Here is a 17451-nt window from a genome sequence, read left to right on the forward strand (position 1 = left end):
TGGGGGTGATCATTCCTCCCCGACGGGCCCGCGTCCACATCGCCGGACTCGCGGTCCCTCCGGTCGGCTCCCACGTCTAGGCTGAGCCCATGAGCGCGAGCACCACGTCCTGGATCGATGCCCCCCTGCTCGGTTTCGACACCGAGACCACCGGCACGAATGTCGCCGGCGACCGGATCGTCACCGTCGCCCTGGTGCACTCGGTGGGACCGGGGCGGGAGAACGAGACCGTCGCGACCTGGCTGATCGACCCGGAGATGGACATCCCCGAGCCGGCACAGCGGGTGCACGGGATCAGCACGGAGCACGCTCGGGCCCACGGGATGAAGGCCGCCGACGCCCTCGACGAGGTCGCCGCCATGATCGCGGACGCACTCGGCAAGGACATCCCGCTGGTCGCCTTCAACATCAGCTTCGACCTCTCGATCCTGGAGAACGAGCTGACCCGTCTGGGCCTGCCCACCCTCACCCAGCGCCTCGGCCACGACATCGCCCCGGTGATCGACGGCCTGGTGATCGACCGCGGGGTGGACCGCTACCGCAAGGGCAAGCGCACCCTCACCGATGTGCTCGCACACTTCGGGATCGAGCAGGACGGCCGTCTCCACACCGCCGATGTCGACGTCTCCGCCACCTTGGACGTGGTGCGCGCGATCGCCGCCAAGTACCCGAAGGTCGCCGCTTCCTCGCTCGAGGAGCTGCACCGGGAGCAGACGGGCTGGCACCGCCGCTGGGCCGAGGGATGAACGAGTGGCTGACGAAGAAGGGCAAGACGCCGGACGTCAGCACCGCCTGGCCGCTCTGACCCCCACGGCCGCCGCGAGGGCTCGGGCTGCGCCGGATCGCCGGTGCTCCTGCCGCTCGCGGGCTCGCAGTCCGGCGCTCACCGCACGTCGCCGGCCTCCTCCCAGCACCGCGAGGTCCGCCCGCGCACCAGGTGGACGAGCAGGGCCAGGGCACCGCCGCTGAGCAGCAGCGGCCATCCGGGTTCGAGACCGGAGGGGTGGCCGTCGAGCAGCGACCACACCCCGAGCAGTCCCATCAGTGCGACCGACGCCCCCACCCCGATCGCCCACACGGCGTGCAGGGAATGCGCATCGAGCAGCTGCCAGCGCACCTCGGGCAGCTCGGCCCCGGCCGCGTGGCGCCGTCGCCGCGACTCGGCCAGCACCCACAGCTGCAGCAGCCGGGTCAGGGAATATCCGCCGAGCGCGAGCGCGGCGGCGAGCACCAGGATGCTCATCGGCCGCACCTGTCCGTCGGCGGGGACCGTCCGCACCGCCTCCACCACGCCCAGCACCGTCAGGACCACCCCGGCGGCGGTGACCAGGGTCGCCAGCAGCGGCGACGGACCGTCCAGCGGTGCAGCGGTCCGCTCGTCGGCCGGGCCGCCGGCGATCATCCCGTCGGCGTCCAGCCGTGGGAACCGGGCGAGCCCGTCGGTGATCCCGTGCTCGAGGCCCGGCTCGGGATCGGGGCCGGCGGCAGGGTCGGAGCTCATCGGTCCACGGTAGCCCGCGACCCGCCCTGAGCCGAGAGCGGGGCGGAGCGGTCATGGCCGACGGTAGACTCCCCGATGTGATGAACGAGATCGAGATCGGCCGCAACAAGCGGGGACGGCGCAGCTACAGCCTGGACGACGTGGCGGTGGTCCCCTCCCGGCGCACCCGGGACCCGGAGGACGTCTCCACCTCGTGGCAGGTGGACGCCTACCACTTCGACATCCCGATCTTCGCCGCGCCCATGGACTCCCTGATGTCGCCCGAGACCGCGATCGCGCTCGGCCGCCACGGCGGGCTCGGCGTGCTGGACCTCGAGGGCCTGTGGACCCGGTACGAGGACCCCACCCCCCAGTTCGACCGCATCGCCGGCGCCTCCGATGACGAGGTGGTGGACGTGATGCGCTCCGTCTACGCGGAGCCGATCAGGACCGAGCTGATCCGCGACCGGCTCCAGCAGCTGCGCGACGCCGGGGTCACCGCCGCCGGCTCGCTGTCCCCCCAGCGCACCCAGGAGCACTGGAAGACCGTCGTAGACGCCGGGGTGGACCTGTTCTTCATCCGCGGCACCACGGTCTCGGCCGAGCACGTCTCCACGGGCCGCGAACCGCTGAACCTCAAGCGGTTCATCTATGAGCTCGACGTCCCGGTGATCGTCGGCGGCTGCGCCACCTACACCGCCGCCCTGCACCTGATGCGCACCGGTGCGGCCGGAGTGCTGGTCGGCTTCGGCGGTGGCGCCTCCCAGACCACCGAGGAGACCCTGGGCATCTCCGTGCCGCTGGCCGGCGCGGTGGCCGATGTCGCCGCCGCCCGCCGCGACTACATGGACGAATCCGGTGGCCGCTACGTGCACGTCATCGCCGACGGCGGCCTGGGTCGTTCCGGCGACCTGGTCAAGGCGATCGCCTGCGGCGCCGACGGGCTGATGGTCGGGGCGGCGCTCGCCCGGGCCGAAGAAGCCCCGGGGCATGGCCATCACTGGGGCAGCGAGGCCCACCACCCGACGCTCACGCGCGGGCATCGGGTCAGCGTCGGCACGGTGGCCCCGCTCGAGCAGATCCTCTTCGGTCCCTCGATCGCGGCCGACGGCAGCACGAATCTCGTCGGCGCGCTGCGTCACGCCATGGCGACCACCGGCTACCTCGACCTGAAGGAGTTCCAGCGGGTCGATGTCATCGCTCAGCCCTGATGCCGTCGACGGGGCATCGACCGTGACCGCGGCCGGTCGGGGCAGCAGCACCGCATCGGGACGCGGCCTGCCGCCCATCGTGATCCTGCTGCTCGGCATGCTCATCGCCGGGGCGTGCCTGCCGCTGCTGTTCGGGTCGTTCTACGCCCCGAACCCTCCCCCGGGGGAGATGGTCCGGTACCTGCTGCTCGGACTGCTGGACGGGCGCGGGCCGTTCTTCGTCCAGGACCTGCTGTGGAACCGGTTCGTGCTGATCGTCGCCGTGCTGCTCGTGCTGGTCCTGGCAGTGCTGCCCTGGTGGGCGGTGCACTCGCAGCGTCGTGGTGGTCCGGGCGGCGGTCACCGCATCGACGTATCGTTCGGCGCCGCCGGATCGACGTCCCCCGGCCCCGGCGGGATGCGGGTCACCCGCACGGAGCACCGCTCCTCGCTCACCTTCTCCGATGACGGCCGGATCCTGGACGAGGAGTGCCCGGACGCTCTGACGATCCAGCGCAGCGTCCCGGAGCTGCGGTCGATGGCCCGGGCGACCGGGATCCCCTGGAACTCGGCCTTCGAGACCGAGGGCGGTGCGCGCGGCTTCCTCGAGATCCTCAGAGCGCTCAGCACCGCGCCCGTGCGGGTGCGGACCGAGGCGGGGGGCAGCCCCGCCGAGCAGGACCTCGGCACCGACCCGGCGCGGTCTGCCGGGCAGCCGGATCCCGGTGCCGATCCCGAGCCGTCCGGCGATCCCGCGGAGCGCGCTCCCCTCGAGGAGGGCGGCTCCGACGGGCACCGCTACTCCACCTCATCCTGGTCGTCGATCTACTCCGGATCCGACTACACCTCCACCACCCGGTACACCGGGGACCGTTCCGAGGGCCCGGGCGAGGACGAGGAGCAGGACCGATGACCCTCCACCCCGCATCGCGGACCGGGCCGGGACAGGGGCGACGGCGCCTGGCAGCGCTCATCCGCTCGCTGCTCCTGCTCCTGCTCGCCGTCGTGCTCTCGCTGCTGCTGATACTGCAGTGGGCGCAGTGGACCCTGGAGCCGAGGATGGTGCAGTACATCGCCTCCTGGCTGCTGCGTCCCGCGTCGGGGTTCCTCTCGCTCACCCTGGTGCTGTGGCTGCTGTTCGTCGTGCCCCGTGCCCTGCGCTTCCTGGGCGGAGCGCGGCGCAGCGGGGGATCCGCCCCTCAGACGGGGGAGGCGGCGTCCGCCGAGTCGGAACCGGCCGGGTCGCAGGGCACGGACAGCGCGGGTGGGGACGGGCTTCGCGTCCCCACCGGCACCTTCCGGCAGCTGGATGCGGGCCATCGCCGGGAGATGGCCGCGGCGCTCGGCATCCCGTGGCGGGATGAGCTGATCCACGATCACCAGAGCTGGGCGGTCGCCTGTCTCGAGGCCGCGCAGGCACGGGCCGCGACGCTGCGCCGCTGAGGAGCCGGGCCGCGGCGGGGAGCAGCTCCGGGGCGGCGCCCGGCGCCGGGCATCCTCAGGCGGTGCGCGCCACCTCGGCGGCCTGCTGGGCGATCGAGAGCTCCTCGTTCGTCGGCACGATCATCACCGTCACCCGGGACTGCGGCGTGGAGATCACCCGAGCCTCCTTGCTGCGCACGGCATTCGCCTCGAGATCCAGCTCGATGCCGAGCTCCTCCAGGCCCGTCAGCAGCCGTTCGCGCACCATCGGCACGTTCTCGCCGATGCCCGCCGTGAACGTCAGCACGTCCAGCCCGCCGAGCACGTAGGTGTAGGAGCCGAGGTACTTGCGCAGCCGGTGCACGTAGATCTCGGTGGCGAGGGTCGCGGCCTCATCGCCCTCCTCGACCGCCCGGGTGATGTCCCGGAAGTCGCTCATCCCGCACATGCCCAGCATCCCCGAGCGCTTGTTGAGGATGTCGTCGATCTCGGCGGTGGCGAAGCCGGCGCGGCGGTGCAGGTGCAAGTAGATCGTGGGGTCGATGTCGCCGGTGCGGGTGCCCATCACGAGCCCCTCGAGCGGGGTCAGTCCCATGGAGGTCTCCACCGCCCGGTCCCCGAGCACGGCGGAGGCCGAGGCGCCGTTGCCCAGGTGCAGGACGATCTGCCGCAGCCCCGACACCTCGTGGCCCTGGCCGGCCAGGTGCTCGGAGACCGCCCGGGAGACGTACTGGTGGCTGGTCCCGTGGGCGCCGTAGCGGCGCACCTTGTACTCGGCCGCGATCTCGGGGTTCAGGGCATAGTTCGCCGCCGCCTCGGGCAGCGCGGTGAAGAAGGCGGTGTCGAACACGGCCACATGCGGCACCTCGGGCAGCAGCGCCAGGGCCCCGTCGATCCCGTCCACTGCCGCATAGTTGTGCAGCGGTGCGAGCTTGCCGAGGTCGTGGATGTCCCAGCGCACCTGGTCGTCGATGAGGACGGGCTCGGAGTACCGGGCCCCGCCCTGGACGACGCGATGGCCGACGGCGCGGATCCGGTCGTCGCTCAGCGACAGACCGACGTCCTCGAAGAGGGACTGCACGATCGTCATCGCCGCCTTGTGGTCCGCCACTGGGCCCTCGAAGCCGGACTCCTGCTGACCCGCGGCGATGGTCGCGCTGCCGTTGTCCTGCCCGACCCGTTCGACGATGCCGGAGGCATCGACGGCACCGTCCACCGGGTCCAGCAGCTGGAACTTCAGCGAGGAGGAACCGGAGTTGATGACGAGGATGCGAGGGGCGGTGGGATCTGCCATGGGGTGAGCTCCTAGGCGCTGGGGAGGGAGGGCCGTCAGTGGGCGGCGGACGAGGAGGGCTCGGCCTGCGCCTGTATCGCGGTGATGACCACGGTGTTGATGATGTCGTCCACCAGGGCGCCGCGGGAGAGGTCGTTGACCGGTTTGTTCAGGCCCTGCAGGACCGGGCCGATGGCGATCGCGCCGGCGGAGCGCTGGACGGCCTTGTAGGTGTTGTTGCCGGTGTTCAGGTCCGGGAAGACGAACACCGTCGCCCGGCCGGCGACCGAGGAGTCGGGCAGCTTCGTCTTCGCGACCGAGGCATCCACGGCTGCGTCGTACTGGATGGGACCCTCGACGTCGAGCTGCGGATCGGCCGCCCGCACCAGCGCGGTGGCCTCACGGACCTTGTCCACGTCCGCCCCGGTCCCGGAGGTGCCGGTGGAGTAGGAGAGCATCGCGATGCGGGGATCCACCCCGAACTGGGAGGCGGTCGTCGCGGACTGCACAGCGATGTCTGCGAGCTGCTCGGCGGTCGGATCGGGGTTCACCGCGCAGTCGCCGTAGACCAGCACCCGGTCCTCGAGAGCCATCAGGAACACCGAGGAGACGATCTTCGCGCCCGGCTTGGTCTTGATGATCTCGAAGGAGGGTCGAATGGTGTGGGCGGTGGAATGGGCCGCGCCGGAGACCATCCCGTCGGCCTCGCCCATCTGCACCATCATGGTGCCGAAGTAGGAGACGTCCTGGACCTTCTCGCGGGCCTGCTCCAGGGTGACGCCCTTCTTCGCCCGCAGCCGCGCGTACTCGGCCCCGTAGCGCTGGACATGCTCCTCATCGTGCGGAGAGACGATCCCGGCCTCGGAGATGTCGTGCCCCAGCTGGGCGGCCTTCGCCCGGATGGAGTTCTCGTCCCCCAGCAGGATCAGCTCGGCGACGCCGCGGGCCAGGAGCGCCTCGGCGGCTGCGATGATCCGCGGCTCATCGCCCTCGGGCAGCACGATCCGCTTCTTCTCGCCGCGCGCCCGGCCCAGCAGCTCGAACTCGAACATCATCGGCGTGACGACCTCGCTGCGACTCACCTCCAGGGCGGCCAGCAGTTCCGGGATCGGCAGGTGCTCGGCCACAGCGCGCCGGGCGGCATCCACCTTCTGGGGGCTGGCGACGTCCAACCGGCCCCGGGACCTCGCGACCATCAGGGCGGTGTCGAAGGTGGACAGATCGGTGGTGATGATCGGCAGGTCCTGCTGCACGCCGGTGATCAGGCGTCCCACCTCGTCCGGCACGTCGTAACCGCCGGTCAGCACGATCGAGGAGAGCGCGGGGAAGGTACCGGACTGCTGGGCCATCACCAGCCCCGGCAGCAGGTCGTACCGGTCTCCGGGGCGATCACGGTGCAGTTCTCGGTGAGCCGGCTGAGCACATTGGGCAGGCTCATCGCCGCGATGACCGTCCCGACGGCGACCCGGTCCAGCCATTCGGGGTTGCCCTGCAGCAGGGTGCCGCCGACAGCATCCTTGAGCTCCTGCACGGTGGCGGCCAGGATCACCGGGTTCTCGGGGATCGCGGCGACCAGCGCCCCGGGCACCCGTGCGGCGACGGCCTCTCGGACCGAGTCCAGCGAGCCGGGCTCGGCCCGGTTGACGACGATGGCGATCGGCAGGGCGTGGTGCCCGCCGAACTCGCTGACGGATACCGTCGCGAGGGCGGCGATCTGGTCGGGGCTGCGGTCCAGACCGGACAGGACGATCACCACGGGCGCGCCCATATTGGCCGCCACCTCGGCGTTGAACGCGAGCTCGGTGGGGTTGGCCAGGTCGTTGTAGTCAGATCCGAGGATCACCAGCACCGCATAGCGCTCGGCGAGCTCGCGGTGCTGGGCGAGGATCTGTTCATGGGCACCATCGGGGTCCGAGAGCACCAGCTGGTGATCCACCCCCAGCGCGTCCTCATACGTCTGATCCACCGCTGGATGGCTGGTGAGGAGGTCGACGGCGTAGTCGCGCGAGCGGCCGGACTGGACGACGGGGCGGAACACCCCGACGCGGTCGGATCGTGAGGCGAGGGCTTCGAGAAGGCCGAAAGCCACCATCGACTTGCCGGTCATCCCCTCCGGGCTGGCGATATAGACACTCTTGGACACGGTCCCCAGCATAAGCGCGCCACCCGCCCGGGGCGCGGGACCGATGGGACCGGTCCGGTTCCCGTGCGCAGGTTCGTGGCCCGGCCCTGCAGTCGGATGGCCGCGCGGCAGGGAGGCGGGGCTGCCGGGACCCCACTGGCCGCCGGGACCCCACTGGCCGCCGGGACCCCACTGGTCGGCGGGACCTCGATGTGAGATCAGCACGCGCAGGGCTGCACCGCTGTGAAACGACATACCTCATAGTGTTAAAGTTCGTTACGATTCTGAGGGATCGCCTCGCGGCTGGTCCTCAGGCTCACTCCGACCATCGTCGACGCCTCATCTCGCGCTGGGGCCCGCGAACGGCCATCCAGCATCCGGTGCCGCACAGAGCGGCAGGTATCTCAAGGGAGAGAAATGATTCACAGTGTCAAGAAAGGTAACAAGGCACTTTTCGGTGCCCTCGTCGCCTCCGTCCTCGTGATCAGCGGATGCGGCGGCACGGCAGAGTCGACCGACGAGGGGACCACCGGCGGCACCGCCGAGGACCCCGTCGTCATCCAGTACCTCCACCGTCTCCCCGACGGCGAGGGCATGACCCTGGTCCAGGACTCCATCGACCGCTTCAACGACGAGCACCCCGGCATCCGGGTCGAGGCCACCAAGTTCGATGGCCAGCCCGACGAGTCCTACGCGAAGATCCACCAGAGCGTGGTCGCCGGCGACGGACTGTGCCTGGCACAGGTCGGGTACGACTCGATCGGCGCGACGTTCGTCGCCGGCGATCTGATGGATGTCACCGACTATGCCGACGAGTACACCGGCAACTATGCCGAGGGGCCGATGGCCCAGATGACCGTGGGCGGCGCCGTCGTCGGCCTCCCGCAGGACACCGGCCCGCTGATCTACATGTACGACACCGCCGCGTTCGACGAGCTCGGCATCGAGGTCCCCACCACCTGGGACGAGTTCTACGAGGCCGCCAAGACCGCCCGTGAGGACGGCAAGTACATCGGCACCTTCCAGACCGACGAGGTCAAGGCGCTCATGTCCGGGCAGGCCGCAGCAGCCGGGTCCACCTGGTTCGAGGGCACCGAGGACGGCTGGGAGGTGAGCCTGGATGACGAGGCCACCGCGCAGGTCGCCGAGGTCTACCAGAAGCTCATCGACGAGGACCTGATCAAGGTCGTCGGCCGGTGGGACACCTCCTTCACCGACGCCCTGGTCGGCGGCGAGATCATCGGCACCGTCGGCGCAGGCTGGGAGCCCGCCTTCTTCCTCGGCGACTTCGAGCAGGAGGAGACCTCCTGGGAGGTCGCCCATCTGCCCGCCTTCGATCCCGCCAACCCCTCCACCGGGCCCGACGGCGGCTCCGGAGTCGCCGTGGTCAAGGGCTGCGAGCACCCCGAGGAGGCGATGCTGGTGGCGAACTGGTACAACACCCAGGTCCCGGATCTGGTCTCGCAGGGCCTCGTGGTCGCCGCCACCACGGAGGAGCCGCAGACCCCGGAGAACATCAAGCAGCTGTGGAACGGCCAGGACGTCTACAGCGTCCTCGCCGAGGCGAACGACCGTATGAACCCCGACTTCGCCTTCGGCCCCACCTGGCCCTCGGTCGGTGCGGTCCTGAACGAGACCGGTGCGACGGTCTCCAAGGGAGGCACCTCGATGGAGGAGCTGTTCGAGGCCGGCCAGACCGCTGCCGTCACCTCCCTCGAGGATGCCGGACTGCCCGTCGTCGAGTGACCCCGCGGGCTCCCGAGGAGCCCGGGTGATCCGGCCGAGGCCGGAGCGCCCAGATGCATGACCGTCGGCGGGCGGGGTGGGGACCACGGCGTCCCACCCCGCCCGTCGTGCGGGCCGCACGCACACCCAGCAAGGAGAGCAGGAACAGGTGAGCACTCAGACCGCAACCGCACCTCCCACGGTGCGGCAGCCACGACGGAGCCGGGCACGGCGCCGCGAGGGATGGTCGGCTGGGCCTTCATGGCCCCCTTCGCCCTGCTGTTCCTCCTGGTCTTCATCGTCCCCATCCTGGCCTCCGTGAAGGAGTCCTTCTTCCGCCAGGTCGCGACCATCGACGAGGAATGCGCCAATCCGCTCTACGGCTGCACCACCGGATCCGCCGATGAGGTGGTCAGAAGCAGCTTCGTCGGGTGGGACAACTTCGTCTACGTGCTGACCAGCGAGATGTTCTGGTCCGGGGTGGGCCGCGTGATGCTCTTCGGCGCCGTCCAGGTGCCGGTGATGATCATCGCCTCGCTGTCCCTGGCCATCCTCATCGACTCCACCGTCCTCAAGCGGGTGACGGTCTTCCGGCTGGGCTACTTCCTGCCCTACGCGATCCCCGGCGTGATCGCCGCCCTGGTGTGGACCTACCTGTACACCCCGGAGCTCTCACCGATCTCCGACGTGCTGGGCTGGTTCGGTCTCGAGGTCGACTTCTTCTCCACGAACCTGCTGCTGTGGTCGATGGCCAACATCACCACCTGGACCTTCACCGGCTACAACATGCTGATCTTCCTCGCCGCGCTGCAGGCGATCCCCGGCGAGCTGTATGAGGCCGCCCGGATCGACGGCGCCAACGCCTGGCAGGTCGCCACCAGGATCAAGGTCCCCATGGTCCGCGGCGCCGCGATGCTCGCCGTGCTGCTGTCGATCATCGGCACGGTGCAGCTGTTCAACGAGCCCACGGTGCTGGCGGTGCGCAACGGCTGGATGGGCCCGGGCTACACGCCGATGATGATGGCCTACAACACCGCCATCGGCGGCCAGATCTCGCCCTCCGGGGTGGGACCGGCCTCCGCGATCTCCCTGGTGATGGCGGTCCTGGCCGGACTGCTCGCGCTGGTGTACATGCTGGTCCAGAGGAGGCTTGCCAAGTGAGCGCTGCATTGCGGACCCGTCGGAGCGCCAAGGTGCTCACCATCATCGTGCTGTCGGTGGTGCTGATCTACTTCCTGTTCCCCATCTACTGGCTGCTGCTGGCCTCCACGAAGTCCAACGCGGCGATGACCACGAGCAACGGCTTCTGGTTCGCGGACGAGTTCCGCCTGAAGGAGAACTACGAGACGCTGATCGGCTGGACCCGCGGCTATTTCTGGCGCTGGGTGGGCAACTCTGTGCTCTACTCCACCGTGGCCGGCGCGGCGGGCACGCTGATCTCGGTCTCCGCGGGCTACGCGATCGCGAAGTTCCGCTTCCCGGGGCGCACCGCGAGCGTCGGCATCATCTCGGCGGGACTGCTGCTGCCGATCGCTCTGCTGACGATCCCGATGTTCATCGTGTTCCACTCGCTGGGGATGACCGACACCATCTGGGCGATCATCCTCCCCTCCTGCGTGAGCCCCTTCGGCGTCTTCCTGGGGATGATCTACGCGGACTCCTCGGTCCCCACCGAGCTGATCGAGGCGGCCCGCATCGACGGCGCCTCCGAGCTGCGGATCTTCTTCGATATGGTGCTGCGACTGCTGGCCCCGGCGATGGTCACCATCTTCCTGTTCATCTTCGTGGCGACCTGGAACAACTTCCTGCTGCCCCTGATGATGCTGAACTCCGACTCGCTCAAGCCGATCACGCTGGGGCTGTACGGGATGATGAGCTACTTCGACCCGACCTACGGTGCCGTGATGCAGGGCGCCCTGCTCGGTGTGCTGCCCCTGATCGTGCTGTTCCTCGGCCTGCAGCGGTTCTGGCAGGCCGGCCTCGCCGCCGGAGCGGTCAAGGGCTGAGGGCCCGACGCGGCCGCCCGGGCCCGCGCGGCAGGATGTGAGAGACGTCCCTGCCCAGGGTTCGTCCCAGCAGCGGCTCGTACCATGGGGGCATGCTCCGCGTCGCTCTCCGTCCCCGGTTCCTGGGGATGCTCGCCCTGATGGTCGTGGCGACCGTCGTGTGCGGGCTGCTGGCCACCTGGCAGTGGGACCGGGCGCACGAGGTGATCACCGACCAGGCCGCAGGACCCGCCCAGCTGGGCGATATCCGCGGCGTGCTCGACGTGGGGAGCCCGGTCACCAACCAGATCGCGGGGGACACCGTCACGGCCACAGGCAGCTTCGAGACGGGCGAGCAGGTGCTCGTGCCGGATCGGAAGATCGGCGGCACCCAGGCCGTGCTGGTGGTCTCCTCCTTCCTCGTGGACCTGGACGACGGCACCCAGGCCCGCCTGCCGGTCGCTCGCGGCTGGCTGCCCGCGACCGATGTCACCGGGGCCGACGGGCAGATCGATCCCGCGCTCGCCCCCGTCGCCCCGCAGGGCGAGATCGAGATCTCCGGGCAGCTGGAAGCCAGCGAAGCGGCCCGCAGCGGCGTGGACGGGGGAGTGGTGGGCGAGATCGCGACCCCGCTGCTGGTCAACGAATGGGGATCTCCGATGTACTCCGGCTACGTCTCCCTCGACGAGCCCTCCGGAGCGCTCGAGCCGCTGCCGGCGGCGGAGTCCGATTTCTCGCGCGGCCTGAACTGGCGGAACATCGGCTACTCCTTCCAGTGGGTGATCTTCGGCGGGTTCTTCCTCTACCTGTGGTGGCGTTCGGTGCGGACGACCCACCTCGACGAGGTCGCCGATCGTCGCGAGGCGATGCAGGCGCTGCTCGGCCACGACGACTCGAGCGCTGAGGCTCCCGCCGCCGACCCCAGCGCAGACGAGGCCCCCGCTGACCGGGGCTCCCCACCCGAGCCCCAGCCGGCCAGTGCCGGTCCCTCCCGTACCTCGGCCGTCGACACGACGACCGGCCCTCCCTCCGACAAGGACGTGTGACCCGTGCCTGCTCCCCGCCCCCTCGACGAAGTCGCTGCCAGGACCTCCTTCGCCCGCTTCCGCGTGGCCTCCATCGTGGAGGGCATCGCCCTGCTGGTGCTGGTCTCGATCATGGTGATGCGGTACGTGGTGTTCGGCGGCGATGTCGCCTTCACCACCACCTCGGATCAATGGACCCAGATCTCGAAGGTCTGGTCCCCGATCCACGGCCTGATCTACATGGTCTACGTGGTCCTCGGCTTCGACCTGTGGCTGAAGATGCGCTGGGGACTGCCGCGGATGCTGCTGCTGATGTTCTTCGGCGTGATCCCGGTGCTGTCCTTCTTCGGGGAGCGCTGGACCCATCAGCGGGTCGAGTCCGACCTCGCCCGCCGTCCCACCCTGCAGGACGAGGCCCGCGCCTGAGCCCCCGCGGGGCTGAGCCCCGGCCGCAGGCGTGACGAGGATTGCCCCCGCCGCTGCCGGACTCCCGCGCCCTGGAGCCGGGCACCCACGTAGACTCTCTCGGGTGAACGACACCGACCAGCGCCCCGTCCTCGTCGTCGACTTCGGCGCCCAGTACGCACAGCTCATCGCCCGGCGAGTCCGAGAGGCCCGGGTCTACTCCGAGGTCGTCCCGCACTCGATGACCACCGCGCAGATCCTCGCCAAGCGGCCCCGCGCGATCATCCTCTCCGGCGGCCCCAGCTCCGTCTACGCCGAGGGAGCCCCGCGCCTGGACCCGGCCCTGCTGGAGGCCGGGGTGCCCGTGCTGGGGCTCTGCTACGGCTTCCAGTCCATGGCCGCGGCGCTGGACGGCACCGTCGCGCCGACGGGGGTGCGCGAGTACGGCGCGACCCGCCTGGAGAGCATCGAGGGCTCCTCGCAGCTGCTGAGCGACCAGGATGTCGAGCAGAACGTGTGGATGAGCCACGGCGACTCCGTGACCGCCGCCCCCGCGGGCTTCGAGGTCCTCGCCACCTCCTCCGGCAGCCCCGTCGCGGCGTTCGAGAACACCGAGAAGCGGCTCTACGGCGTGCAGTGGCACCCCGAGGTGGGCCACTCCGACCGCGGCCAGGAGGTGCTGGAGAACTTCCTCCATCGCGGCGCCGGCATCGCGCCGGCCTGGACCACCGGCAGCGTCATCGAGGAGCAGCTCGAGCGGATCCGCGCCCAGGTGGGCGAGGGCTCAGCGATCTGCGGCCTCTCCGGAGGGGTGGACTCCGCCGTGGCCGCCGCGCTCGTGCAGCGCGCCATTGGGGATCGCCTCACCTGCGTGTATGTGAACCACGGGCTCATGCGCCAGGACGAGTCCGAGCAGATCGAGCAGGCCTTCGGCGCCTCCACCGGCGGCGCGAGGCTGGTGATGGTCGATGCCGAGGAGCAGTTCCTGAGCGCGCTCGCCGGGGTCACCGATCCGGAGACGAAGCGCAAGATCATCGGCCGCGAGTTCATCCGCACCTTCGAGCAGGCCCAGGCGGATATCCTGCGCGAGCAGGGCGTCGTCGAAGGGGACCACGCCGAGGCCACGGCCTTCCTCGTGCAGGGCACCCTGTACCCCGACGTCGTCGAATCAGGCGGAGGTGAGGGCGCGGCGAACATCAAGAGCCACCACAACGTCGGCGGTCTGCCCGAGGACCTCTCCTTCGAGCTGGTCGAGCCGCTGCGCGCCCTGTTCAAGGACGAGGTGCGCGCCGTCGGCTCCGAGCTGGGGCTGCCCGATGAGATCGTCTGGCGCCAGCCCTTCCCGGGGCCGGGACTCGGCATCCGCATCATCGGCGAGGTCACCAAGGAGCGCCTGGACATCCTGCGCGCCGCCGACGCGATCGCCCGCGCCGAGCTCACTGCCGCGGGCCTGGACCGCACCATCTGGCAGTGCCCCGTGGTGCTGCTGGCCGACGTGCGCTCCGTGGGCGTGCAGGGTGATGGCCGCACCTACGGCCACCCCGTGGTGCTGCGCCCCGTCACCAGCGACGACGCGATGACCGCGGACTGGGCCAAGGTCCCCTACGACGTGCTCTCGCGGATCTCCACCCGCATCACCAACGAGGTCAGCGAGATCAACCGCGTCACCCTCGATATCACCAGCAAGCCCCCGGCACCATCGAGTGGGAGTGACCTCCCGCTGAGCCCCGCCGTCAGCTGCCGGGCCGACGACATCTCGCCAGCGCGCCGCGCTCCCGCCGTGGGCTGACCGCTCCCGGCCCGACCGATCGGCGGGGCGATCGCTTGCCGCTGCGGAGGCGGAGGGGTTATCTTCCCGGGACGCTGCGCAACCGGGGCCCTCTGGCGGCCGTCGCGGCGCCGTCGACCGCAGGGAGGGCAGAGAGATGACCCAGCCGCAGACAGGCACCATCACGACCCAGGTGCCCTCCAGACTCGACCGGCTGCCCTGGTCCCGCTTCCATTGGCGGGTCGTGCTCGGGCTCGGCGGGGTCTGGATCCTCGACGGCCTCGAGGTGACGATGGTCGGCAACGTCGCCGCCCGGCTCACCGAGGACGGCAGCGGGCTGGACATCAGCACCGCCCAGATCGGTGTCGCCGGAGCCATCTATATCGTCGGCGCCTGTCTCGGTGCGCTGTTCTTCGGCCAGCTCACCGACCGGCTCGGCCGCAAGAAGCTCTTCCTGTGGACGCTCGTGCTCTACCTGGTCGCGACCGTCGCGACGGCGTTCTCGTTCTCCCCCTGGTTCTTCTTCCTCTGCCGCTTCCTCACCGGTGCCGGGATCGGCGGTGAGTACGCGGCCATCAACTCCGCGATCGACGAGCTGATCCCCGCGAAGGTGCGGGGCCGGGTGGACCTCGTCATCAACGGCTCCTACTGGCTGGGCTCCGCCGCGGGCTCCGCGCTGGCGCTGGTGCTGCTCAGCACGGCGTTCTTCCCCATCGACCTGGGCTGGCGTCTGGCCTTCGGCTTCGGCGCCGTGCTCGGGCTGGTCGTGCTCCTCGTCCGGCGCCACGTGCCGGAGAGCCCGCGCTGGCTGTTCATCCACGGCCACGAGGACGAGGCCGAACGGATCGTCCGCGGTATCGAGGAGTCGATCGAGGACGAGAAGGGAGTCGAGCTGCCTCCCGCGGAGCAGTCGCTCACCGTCCGTCAGCGCACCGCCATCCCGTTCCGGGAGATCGCCAAGGTGGCGTTCAAGACCTACCCCAAGCGCTCGCTGCTGTGCCTGGCGCTGTTCGTCGGACAGGCGTTCCTCTACAACGGCATCACCTTCAACCTGGGCCTCCTGCTCACCTCCTTCTACGGGATCGGTGAGGCCCTCGCCCCGCTGTTCATCATCTTCTGGGCGCTGTCGAACTTCGCCGGTCCGGTGATCCTGGGCCACTTCTTCGACTCCGTGGGGCGCAAGCCGATGATCATGCTGGCGTACCTGGGCAGCGCACTGGTGACCTTGCCGCTGGCCTGGGTCTTCCTCAGCGAGACCGGGGGACTCACCGCCTTCATGATCCTGCTGGTGGTGACGTTCTTCCTGGCCTCCTCCGGGGCCAGCGCCGCCTATCTGACGGCGAGCGAGATCTTCCCGATGGAGACACGGGCGCTCGCGATCGCCTTCTTCTACGCAGTGGGCACGGCGGTCGGCGGCATCGCCGGCCCGCTGCTGTTCGGCAACCTCATCGCGACCGGGGAGAGGATGCCGGTCGCAGTCGGCTTCCTCATCGCGGCCGTCGTGATGGCCGTGGGCGGCCTGGCCGAGCTGTTCTTCGGCGTCAAGGCGGAGGGCGAGCAGCTCGAGGACATCGCCGCTCCGCTGACGGCCGAGGAGGCCGACGAGGAGGGCGGCGGTGACAGCGCCGGTGGTTCCTCCGACCACGGCGACCGCGGCCCGGGCCCGGCGCAGGAGCGCACCTGATGCCGGTGGGATGCCTGATCTTCGGCCATCGCCCCGCCTTCCGCGCGGACGGCCCCGTCATGCGCTGGGAGTGCGAGCGCGGGTGCGGTGAGGGCGGCGAGAAGGTCTATGCCACTGCGGCGGAGGCGCAGCAGTTCGCCGCGGCCTTCGACCGGAGGGGCGATGCCCGGCTCGGGGAGAACGCGCCCCTGCTGGGCATGTTCCCGTTGCGGATCTGGCGGTGGCTGCGCCGTCGTGGCGCGCGCATCGACTGAATGCTCTGCGCCGCGGGCCCGCTCAGGCGCTCGGCGGCTCGAGCAGGCGGGAGGGGTGCGAGGGCGCTGAGGAGTGCCAGGACTGCGTGCGCTCGTAGGTCTGCCAGCCCATCGCTTCGTAGAGGCCGTCGGCGCCGGTGGGGGAGTCGTCGTCGACCTCGAGGTCCACGTGGGTGCGTCCCCGCTCGGCGGCGTCCCGGATCGAGGCGTTCAGCAGCGCTTTCGCGATGCCGTGGCCGCGAGCGGAGCGGTGCACGCCCAGATACTCCAGATAGGTCCCCTCGCCCCAGCTCTGCGTCGCCGGGACGACGGCGGCGACCAGGCCGCCGGCCGGCAGCCAGATCCCCTCGCGGTTGATCTCCGCGATCCACCAGTGGTCCCAGCCCGCCTCCTCGGGGTTCTCGATGAGGCGCTGGACGAACTCGGCGAAGGATTCGCGGTAGGAGTTGAAGTGGTCGGCGAAGGACTCCTCGAGCATCCGGTGCACGGTGCGCACGTCCTGGGCGACCGGCAGGCCGGACTCGTGGCGGTGGACCTGCCGCACGCGGGTCCCTTCGCGCGGCGCAGGCAGCTCCGTCAGCTCCGCCGGGTCGACGGGGCGGCGCATGTGCAGCCAGGTGCGGACCCTCTCGTAGCCCGCCGCCTCGAGGAGTCGGCTGCGGTCGGTGTCCAGCTCGTTCGCATCGGCGTCCAGCTGGGTGCGCTCGACCCCGCGCGCCCGGGCGAAGGATCCCCCCACCTCGACCGCCCAGTCCAGCAGCGCGCCGGCCAGGGCGTCACGCTCCGGGCAGTCCTGGGCGATCACGAACTGGACGTTGGTGCGACCGGTGGCGCGGTCCTCGAGGGCGATCCAGGCGACCGGCGGCTGATCGAGTGTGGGTGAGCCGTCGGCGGCGACGGGCACCACCACCACCTCCCGTCGTGCCCAGGACTTCAGCCCCACCATCCGCGAGCGCATCCCGGCCTCGTCGGCCGCCCCGTCGGGCGTGTGGCGGCGGATGTCCGCGGTGACCAGTGCGACCACTGCTGGGACGTCAGCCTCGATCGGTACCCGGGATGTCAGCAGACCTTCCAGGGGCACGGGCATCGTGGGCGGGAAGTGATCGGTCAGCAGCATC

General features: G+C 70.4%; 13 protein-coding genes and 3 pseudogenes. 12 read left to right on the forward strand and 4 right to left on the reverse strand.

The window, feature by feature from the left end; translation table 11 throughout:
• The first annotated feature begins 89 nt into the window (after nt 1-89).
• A pseudogene (locus CFK39_RS12365) lies at nt 90-805 on the forward strand (exonuclease domain-containing protein).
• A 78-nt stretch (nt 806-883) separates the two neighbouring features.
• Here the strand turns inward: CFK39_RS12365 and CFK39_RS12370 are convergent.
• Entirely contained in the window at nt 884-1501 is a 618-nt protein-coding gene (locus CFK39_RS12370; protein WP_157697165.1) for a hypothetical protein, read from the reverse strand.
• 80 nt (nt 1502-1581) lie between these two features.
• On the opposite strand from CFK39_RS12370, the gene CFK39_RS12375 reads away from it, so the two are divergent.
• From CFK39_RS12375 to CFK39_RS12385, 3 genes are read left to right on the forward strand one after another with little or no spacing between them, the layout of a single operon-like run.
• Nucleotides 1582-2691, forward strand: a complete 1110-nt coding sequence (locus CFK39_RS12375; protein ID WP_089065716.1) for a GuaB3 family IMP dehydrogenase-related protein — start codon at nt 1582-1584, stop codon at nt 2689-2691.
• Nucleotides 2672-3583 carry a hypothetical protein gene (locus CFK39_RS12380; protein WP_089065717.1) on the forward strand — a complete coding sequence of 304 codons (912 nt, stop codon included), beginning with the start codon at nt 2672-2674 and terminating at the stop codon, nt 3581-3583. Before CFK39_RS12375 ends, CFK39_RS12380 begins: the two co-directional genes overlap by 20 nt.
• Nucleotides 3580-4113 (forward strand): hypothetical protein, encoded by a 534-nt coding sequence (locus CFK39_RS12385; RefSeq protein WP_089065718.1) that lies wholly within the window; start codon nt 3580-3582, stop codon nt 4111-4113. Before CFK39_RS12380 ends, CFK39_RS12385 begins: the two co-directional genes overlap by 4 nt.
• A gap of 55 nt (nt 4114-4168) precedes the next feature.
• On the opposite strand, the gene CFK39_RS12390 is transcribed toward CFK39_RS12385, so the two are convergent.
• A complete protein-coding gene (locus CFK39_RS12390; protein WP_089065719.1) occupies nt 4169-5386 on the reverse strand; it encodes an acetate kinase in 1218 nt (405 codons plus the stop codon).
• A 35-nt stretch (nt 5387-5421) separates the two neighbouring features.
• Nucleotides 5422-7520, reverse strand: a pseudogene (pta, locus tag CFK39_RS12395) (phosphate acetyltransferase).
• A gap of 384 nt (nt 7521-7904) precedes the next feature.
• Here pta and CFK39_RS12400 point away from each other — a divergent pair.
• The 8 genes and pseudogenes from CFK39_RS12400 to CFK39_RS12435 all read left to right on the forward strand — a co-directional run bounded on the left by CFK39_RS12400 (nt 7905) and on the right by CFK39_RS12435 (nt 16333).
• Nucleotides 7905-9233, forward strand: coding sequence for an ABC transporter substrate-binding protein (locus tag CFK39_RS12400; protein WP_089065720.1), 1329 nt, complete (start codon nt 7905-7907; stop codon nt 9231-9233).
• Between the two features lie 240 nt (nt 9234-9473).
• On the forward strand, nt 9474-10373 hold the full coding sequence (locus CFK39_RS12405; RefSeq protein ID WP_245822564.1) for a carbohydrate ABC transporter permease: 900 nt from the start codon (nt 9474-9476) through the stop codon (nt 10371-10373).
• Nucleotides 10370-11218, forward strand: a complete 849-nt coding sequence (locus CFK39_RS12410; protein WP_172805668.1) for a carbohydrate ABC transporter permease — start codon at nt 10370-10372, stop codon at nt 11216-11218. The genes CFK39_RS12405 and CFK39_RS12410 overlap by 4 nt, the downstream gene beginning before the upstream one ends.
• Nucleotides 11219-11310: 92 nt before the next feature.
• A complete protein-coding gene (locus CFK39_RS12415; RefSeq protein WP_089065723.1) occupies nt 11311-12243 on the forward strand; it encodes an SURF1 family protein in 933 nt (310 codons plus the stop codon).
• A 3-nt stretch (nt 12244-12246) separates the two neighbouring features.
• On the forward strand, nt 12247-12648 hold the full coding sequence (locus CFK39_RS12420; RefSeq protein ID WP_089065724.1) for a DUF3817 domain-containing protein: 402 nt from the start codon (nt 12247-12249) through the stop codon (nt 12646-12648).
• Nucleotides 12649-12751: 103 nt separating this feature from the next.
• Nucleotides 12752-14340 (forward strand): annotated as a pseudogene (gene guaA, locus CFK39_RS12425) (glutamine-hydrolyzing GMP synthase).
• A gap of 212 nt (nt 14341-14552) precedes the next feature.
• Nucleotides 14553-16079 carry an MFS transporter gene (locus tag CFK39_RS12430; protein ID WP_089065725.1) on the forward strand — a complete coding sequence of 509 codons (1527 nt, stop codon included), beginning with the start codon at nt 14553-14555 and terminating at the stop codon, nt 16077-16079.
• Nucleotides 16079-16333, forward strand: coding sequence for a hypothetical protein (locus tag CFK39_RS12435; RefSeq protein WP_172805669.1), 255 nt, complete (start codon nt 16079-16081; stop codon nt 16331-16333). Before CFK39_RS12430 ends, CFK39_RS12435 begins: the two co-directional genes overlap by 1 nt.
• A gap of 22 nt (nt 16334-16355) precedes the next feature.
• On the opposite strand, the gene CFK39_RS12440 is transcribed toward CFK39_RS12435, so the two are convergent.
• Nucleotides 16356-17450: a GNAT family N-acetyltransferase gene (locus CFK39_RS12440; RefSeq protein ID WP_089065727.1), complete on the reverse strand. Its 1095-nt coding sequence runs from the start codon at nt 17448-17450 to the stop codon at nt 16356-16358.
• Between the last annotated feature and the right edge of the window lies 1 nt (nt 17451).

Source organism: Brachybacterium avium, from assembly GCF_002216795.1.
Lineage (GTDB): Bacteria > Actinomycetota > Actinomycetes > Actinomycetales > Dermabacteraceae > Brachybacterium > Brachybacterium avium.